Annotated in this window: 8 protein-coding genes; 6 read left to right on the top strand and 2 right to left on the bottom strand. The window is 40.2% G+C overall.

Annotation, left to right across the window (positions count from 1 at the left end; genetic code table 11):
* Positions 1–1,200: 1,200 nt before the first annotated feature.
* Positions 1,201–1,728 carry a ribosome biogenesis factor YjgA gene (gene yjgA / locus H5187_RS18425; protein WP_145236713.1) on the bottom strand — a complete coding sequence of 176 codons (528 nt, stop codon included), beginning with the start codon at positions 1,726–1,728 and terminating at the stop codon, positions 1,201–1,203.
* Positions 1,729–1,739: 11 nt separating this feature from the next.
* Between yjgA and H5187_RS18430 the strand changes: the two genes are divergently transcribed.
* The 3 genes from H5187_RS18430 (at position 1,740) to H5187_RS18440 (ending at position 4,151) form a co-directional block, all read left to right on the top strand.
* Positions 1,740–1,874 carry a hypothetical protein gene (locus H5187_RS18430; RefSeq protein WP_259398338.1) on the top strand — a complete coding sequence of 45 codons (135 nt, stop codon included), beginning with the start codon at positions 1,740–1,742 and terminating at the stop codon, positions 1,872–1,874.
* 261 nt (positions 1,875–2,135) lie between these two features.
* Positions 2,136–3,485: a metalloprotease PmbA gene (gene pmbA / locus H5187_RS18435; RefSeq protein ID WP_149980585.1), complete on the top strand. Its 1,350-nt coding sequence runs from the start codon at positions 2,136–2,138 to the stop codon at positions 3,483–3,485.
* 249 nt (positions 3,486–3,734) lie between these two features.
* On the top strand, positions 3,735–4,151 hold the full coding sequence (locus H5187_RS18440) for a VOC family protein (protein WP_149980586.1): 417 nt from the start codon (positions 3,735–3,737) through the stop codon (positions 4,149–4,151).
* A 172-nt stretch (positions 4,152–4,323) separates the two neighbouring features.
* On the opposite strand, the gene H5187_RS18445 is transcribed toward H5187_RS18440, so the two are convergent.
* Positions 4,324–4,980, bottom strand: a complete 657-nt coding sequence (locus H5187_RS18445) for a LiaF domain-containing protein (protein WP_145236722.1) — start codon at positions 4,978–4,980, stop codon at positions 4,324–4,326.
* A gap of 342 nt (positions 4,981–5,322) precedes the next feature.
* On the opposite strand from H5187_RS18445, the gene H5187_RS18450 reads away from it, so the two are divergent.
* From H5187_RS18450 to H5187_RS24690, 3 genes are all read left to right on the top strand, one after another.
* Entirely contained in the window at positions 5,323–5,886 is a 564-nt protein-coding gene (locus H5187_RS18450) for a BON domain-containing protein (RefSeq protein ID WP_145236725.1), read from the top strand.
* Positions 5,887–5,950: 64 nt separating this feature from the next.
* Complete coding sequence (locus H5187_RS18455; protein ID WP_149980587.1) at positions 5,951–6,109, top strand: YqaE/Pmp3 family membrane protein; 159 nt, start codon at positions 5,951–5,953, stop codon at positions 6,107–6,109.
* A gap of 58 nt (positions 6,110–6,167) precedes the next feature.
* Positions 6,168–6,302, top strand: a complete 135-nt coding sequence (locus tag H5187_RS24690) for a hypothetical protein (RefSeq protein WP_259397404.1) — start codon at positions 6,168–6,170, stop codon at positions 6,300–6,302.
* The last annotated feature ends 666 nt before the right edge of the window (positions 6,303–6,968 follow it).

The following is a 6,968-nucleotide window of genomic DNA, read 5'->3' on the forward strand; positions in this document are numbered from 1 at the left end:
TCATCACATTGAGATAATGCTTTTTCAACCGCTTGAACTTTAAATTCTTGTGTAAATCGACGTCTCATTTTTATCTGCCTCTATTAAAAGTTAGAGGCGACAACTATCCTGACACAGGGGGAAAGATAAAGGGGCTAGGTGCTAGGGAAGTGACTAGGAGCGCGTTGCTCGAAGCCCATGGCATTTACCCTCATTGTCTTCTCTTTGTGCGTCAGCAAGCTTAACGCCTACGGTGTTAAAGTTTTAAATTTACTTTGATGTTTAATTACTTGTAGGCGAGTGGCTTGCCACCGCGTTTCAAAATGTGGCTCGGAGTTTTTGCGTCAGCAAGCTCAACGCCTACGGGTGTTAACGTTTATCTCGGTGTTAAATTTACTTTGATATTTATTACTTACTTGTAGGCGAGTGGCTTGCCACCGCATTTTAAATGTGGCTCGGTGTTGGTGCGTCAGCAAGCTTAACGCCTACGGTGTTAAGGTTTGCCTCGGTGTTAAATTTACTTTGATGTTTATTACTTATTTGTAGGCGAGTGGCTTGCCACCGCGTTTTTAAATGTGGCGTGGTGTTTTTGCGTCAGCAAGCTCAACGCCTACGGGTGTTAAATTTTACTCTGATGTTTAATTAATTAATTACTTGTAGACAAGTGGCTTGCCACCGCGTTTTAAAATGTGTTGTGGTGTTTTGCGTCAGCAAGCTTAACGCCTACGGGTGTTAAAGTTTATCTCGGTGTTAAATTTACTTTGATGTTTAATTAATTACCTGTAGGCGAGTGGCTTGCCACCGCGTTTCAAAATGTGATGTGGTGTTGTTGCGTCAGCAAGCTTAACGCCTACGGGTGTTAAAGTTTATCTCGGTGTTAAATTTACTTTGATGTTTATTACTTACTTGTAGGCGAGTGGCTTGCCACCGCGTTTTAAATGTGGCGTGGTATTTGTGCGTCAGCAAGCTCAACGCCTACGGTGTTAAGGTTTATCTTGGTGTTAAATTTACTTTGATGTTTATTACTTACTTGTAGGCGAGTGGCTTGCCACCGCGTTTTAAATGTGGCGTGGTGTTGGTGCGTCAGCAAGCTCAACGCCTACTGTGTTTTAATTTGCTGCGAGGGAGGCGTTACTGCTTACTAAACGGTAACTGCCTATAAATAGCGGGTGTTTTTACCCAGACTGAATATAGGCAATTCATTACTACATTACATGTAGCTTATCGCATGATACTTTCTTTAAGATATTGAAATAGCTCTTTATAGCCTTTAGCTGGCTTTTCAATTTTTACTTCTTTTGCCGCATTACGCACCAATTGACGTAACTTTTGACGATCAATAGTCGGGTATTGCTCAATGGTTTGATTAACTAAATCATCACCTTGGGCAATTAAATCATCGCGTAATTGCTCAATCTTTTTAATCATCACTTCGGCTTGATTATTTTTATTCAACATAATGTCGATAATAGCGTTGATCTCTTCGATATTCTCAACGGTACGCAAAGTTTTTGCGATGTAATTTAAGTGACGACGATATGCATCACTTTTGTTACTGATTTTGTCTGCAACAACCATTGCCGCTTTTAAATCGTCATTTAAGGGTAAGCGCTCGCGCTGTTTTTTCCCCATTTTGGCAATTTCAGCACCTAACTGATGAAACTCTTGCGCTTCGCGCTTTAGCTCACTTTTTGATATATAGATAATTTCTTCTTCAATTTCAGCAGGCTTGCCTTTTTTCTTCGCCATGGGGTACTCATATGATAACGTTAACTGCAGTCATTATACCCAAACCACCTCAAGATGCGAGCGTCGTTGGAGTTAAAAGCGATTTAGGCAAGGCATTGATTGCAAGTAATAGTGGTTCTATTGTTAAAATCAATAACGCAGTATAAATCGCTTTTAAACCAAGCCGTTGGGCGTTTCACAGGCACTTACTCTCATCGTTGTTACTTCTTAAAAGGGACTGCCATTCTTGCAAAGTAACGCCTTGATATTAAGCCCCTGTGAAACGCTGAATTCTGTATCTTGAGGTGGCTTGGGTATATACGTGATTCTTTTAATGATTAATATTAGCTGATGCAATGCAGTGAGTGTGTTAGCATTTAAGTATTATGATTGCGCATGCAAAACGCTCCAAGCTCAGGACTAAAAATATGAAAAGCCAACAGCAAGATCCTATTTATACTCAAATTTCTCAAATAAAAGATGCCGTTGCAGAGGTTTTAGAGCACGCGAAAAAACTCGGTGCTACTGGCGCTGAAGCGGCGATGTCGAGCACCTCAGGTTTATCAGTTAGTACTCGCATGGGTGAAGTCGAGACCATTGAATTTAACCAAGATGGTGGGCTGGGGATCAGTGTGTACGTTGGTAATCACAAAGGCTCTGCGTCAACAGCTGATTTAAACCCCAAAACACTGCGTACAGTGGTAGAGAAAGCCATTGATATCGCCAAGTTTACCTCAGATGATCCACATAATGGCGTAGCCGATAAAGAGCTACTTGAATTTGCTCCGCTTGATTTGGATTTATACCACCCCTGGGATGTCAGCCCTGAGCAGGGCATTGAATTGTGTCATGCTGCGGAGCAAGCGGCGCTTAATGCCGATGCGCGTATTGTTAATTCAGATGGCGCCAGTTTTTCATCGCATCAAGGTTTACGTGTGTATGGTAATAGCCATGGTCTTATCACAGGTTACCCGCGTACTCGCCACAGCATTAGTACTATGGTGATTGGTAAAGATGGTGAGCAAATGCAGCGGGATTCAGCTTATACCGTAGCGCGAGACCAAGCTGGTTTGAAAGATGCTGCGGCAGTAGGTTTAGAGGCTGCGAGTGAAACTCTTGCTAAGCTCAATAGCAAAAAACTAGGTACCATGAAAGTCCCTGTTGTTTTTCGTGCAGATATTGCTAATTCATTGTTTGGTCACTTGGTGTCTGCAATAGGTGGTGGTGCGCTGTATCGTAAATCGAGCTTTTTGTTGGATAGCCTTGGCACGCAAGTATTTAATAAGTGCGTTAATATTTCAGAGCGTCCGCATATTTTAAAAGGTTTAGCGTCTTCACCATTCGATAGTGAAGGGGTAAAAACCATCGACCGTGAAATCATTCAAGGCGGTGATCTGCAAACTTACTTATTAGCGAGCTACGCAGCCCGAAAAATGAATATGACACCTACCGGTCATGCTGGTGGTATTCATAACTGGTTAGTTGAACAAACTCATGCTGATTTAGCTGCGCTGTTAAAAACAATGGGCACCGGTTTATTGGTCACTGAGTTAATGGGCCAAGGCGTTAATACTGTAACGGGTGATTACTCGCGTGGTGCTGCCGGTTTTTGGGTTGAGAATGGCGAAATACAATACCCTGTAAGCGAAATTACCATCGCTGGTAAACTGCAAGATATGTTTAAAGGCATTAGCGGCATAGGCGGTGACATAGAGCGCCGTGGTGGAATTCAGACCGGTTCGGTATTGATTGAACAAATGCAGATTGCGGGAAGCTAGGTTAAAGCTATAAGTTTTAATTTGCGTAGGCGCGGCTTTATGCCGCGCAAATTTTTTAAAGGAACTAGGTTCTAGGAAAGACACTAGGGGTTAGGCCCTAAAACCTTGCACCTCTAACCTATACTGTTTTCTCATTAACCCTTATCCTCACACATCTTTTGTTATTAAATCTTTTATAAAAAACACTTTACCTCAACTTTGCTTGAGGTTTTATTGTGGCTTTAATTACTTAAATAAAGGAATTTAATTATGTATTTAGAGCACGTAAATTTGGTAGTCGATGATGTTGAAGCTATGCTGCACTTTTATAAGGCGGCTTTTCCGTACTGGTCCATCAGAAGCCAAGGCGAAGGGGAGTGGCACGGTAAACCACGAAAATGGTTGCACTTTGGCGATGATTTTCAGTATTTAGCATTGAGTGATCATGGTGAACAACACAACCGTGACTTAACCGGACATCAAGTTGGCTTAGCGCACTTTGCTTATGTTACGAATAATATTGCTGCAGTAATTTCGCGCTTAGAAAGCGCTGGTTACAGTATTGATAAGCCAGGTGCGGTAAATCCATTTCGTAAAAATGTGTATTTTATTGACCCTGCAGGGTTTGAAATAGAGTTTGTTGAATATTTAAGTGACATTCCTAGTGAGCGTAATAATGATTTATAACATTAGTTTCGCGTCAGCAAGCTTAACGCCTACGGATGTTAACGTTAATCTCAGTGTTTAATTACTCACTGTAGGCGAGTGGCTTGCCACCGCGATATTCAATATTGTTTCGGTGTTTTCGCGTCAGCAAGCTTAACGCCTACGGTGTTAAGCTTTAACTGTGTTTTATCTATTAATGTTTATTGATATCTTGCCAACTGGTTTTAAGGCTGTTGGCGAATGAGACAAACTTTTCTTTAATGGTGCGCTTAATTTTAATTTCCACAGAGCCCAGAATAACTTTTCCTTCGATAGTAATGGTTGGCCCTTGGTGTTTATTCAGTGACACTGATTTGTTTTCAACACTACCAATAATACTGAACAGTTTTGATACAACATTGACGTGTTCTGGCACATAAATTTCATCATTGCCTAGTAAGCAATTTACATGGATGGTGATATTTTGATGCTGAAATATGGCGTCAGTGAAATCAAGTTCAATAGAACCAAGTAAGTTCGTCAGGTGGATTTCTTTTGGTACTACCCATTGCCCACTGCGCTCGTTTGATCCTAAGATACTTCGCAAGTGCAATGTTTCATCGCTGCTTTTATTACTATAGTTTGGGCTAAACTGCGCACGTTTTTCCCACTGGTAATTACTATCGGTTGTTAATTCTAGGTCACTTACCAAATCAATTAAGCTTTGGTTATCTTTCGCAGCCATTGCCTGATCTAATCGACGCTCAAAAGCATCAGCTGAAATAACAGCATGACTGTAGTTATATATTAATTGATCAATAACTTGTTCACGCACTTGCTCAATTGGGCGATCTTCTAATTTTACAGTCATGATGTATTCCTTATAAGTGATGCTGTTGGTGTATTTTACGATTGTCAGTACTGCAATAGTTAAAGCAAAGCTTAGGCCATTTATTAATTAGCTTAATAATCAATAGTTTAAATTTATTTTTGTTAGATGTATTTGTTATATTAACGACAGATTAACGAATAATGCTATTAAATGGTTAATTTTGCAACGACCAGAATAAATTACCGAGCAGTCTGTAAATAATTACCAAGACTAAAGCTAGCGCTATATCAAATAAAGCTTAAGTTATTGATTTTAAGTGCTTTAAAAGTTGGCTTGATGTTCGCATTAATCATATTGTCTTTAATCAAAAGGAGAAAGATTATGAAAACATTTAACAAATCTATTATTGCAGCGTTAGTTCTTGGTACAACCGCTATGGGTGCGCAAGCAAACAGCTGGGAAAATGAAAGTAAAGATGCTTGGATTGATGGTAAGGCAGAAACGGTTCTGTTAATGAACACTAACTTAAACAACTTTGACATTAACACTGATGTAAAAAATGGCAAGGTTGTACTAACTGGTAAAGTTGAAAGTGAGCTTGATAAAGAGCTAGCGGAAGAGCTTATCTTAAGTCTAGATGGTGTAACTGATGTTGATAACGAGCTAACGGTCGTTAAAAACACGGACACAAAAAGCAAGAAGATGAAATCAGATAGCACAGAAAGTGATTTAACGGATGCTAAAATTACTACCGTTATTACAACACGCTATTTGTTTAATTCTGAAGTAGGCGGTACGGATATTGACGTAGATACCGATAAAGGTGTGGTAACGCTAAATGGTACTGTTGGTTCGGATGCTGAAAAACAGCTAGCGGTGAAAATTGCTAAGAATGCCGAAGATGTTCGCGATGTAGTTGATAACTTAACTATTGTAGCTGAATAATCTATAAGCCACGAATGCCCAGTTATGCTGGGCTTTCTTATATAAATTTCAGGGAGTGAGAGTCATGGATTTAATACGAATTATATTTTCAGTACTTATTCCACCACTTGGTGTATTTTTACAAGTTGGTTTAGGTGCTCAGTTTTGGATTAATATTTTGTTAACATTACTAGGGTATATTCCTGGTCTGATACATGCAATTTATATAATCGGACGTCGTTAGAGTCACAGTGTGAAATATAACAAGGATGAACAGCCAATAGATGGCAAGGAGTAACATTATGGATAACGTATTAAGGAAAAACCAACAAGGGATCGTAAAAAGCGCAAAGCCACTTTGGACGGCACAGCAATGGAAGGAACTAATGAATAGCGCATCAAGGAGCGAAGTAAAAGCAGCAAGGAATGGGCTTTAAATAAGTAGATATTAGAAGGATTTTGCTAGGATGTTATATACCAAAATTATAAGTGTATGTTGTTATTTTCATTAAGAACATCCACTTATAACCTTCCCCAAGAATGTTTAACCTCTCATTTTATTATAGTCATAGGTGTTTTTGCGTCAGCAAGCTCAACGCCTACGGGTGTTAAAGTTTATCTCGGTGTTAAATCACTTGTAGGCGAGTGACTTGCCACTGCGTTTTAAATGTGGCTCGGAGTTTGTACGTCAGCAAGCTTAACGCCTACGGTGTTAAGGTTTACTTTGATGTCTAATTAATCACTTGTAGGCGAGTGGCTTGCCACCGCGTTTTAAATGTGGCTCGGAGTTTGTGCGTCAGCAAGCTTAACGCCTACGGGTGTTAAAGTTTATCTCGGTGTTAAATCACTTGTAGGCGAGTGACTTGCCACTGCGTTTTAAATGTGGCTCGGAGTTTGTGCGTCAGCAAGCTCAACGCCTACGGTGTTAAGGTTTACTTTGATGTCTAATTAATCCTTGTAGGCGAGTGGCTTGCCACTGCGTTTTAAATGTGGCTCGGAGTTTGTGCGTCAGCAAGCTTAACGCCTACGGGTGTTAAAGTTTATCTCGGTGTTAAATCACTTGTAGGCGAGTGACTTGCCACTGCGTTTTAAATGTGGCTCGG

Source organism: Pseudoalteromonas sp. SG44-1 (assembly GCF_014164315.1).
Classification (GTDB): domain Bacteria; phylum Pseudomonadota; class Gammaproteobacteria; order Enterobacterales; family Alteromonadaceae; genus Pseudoalteromonas; species Pseudoalteromonas rhizosphaerae.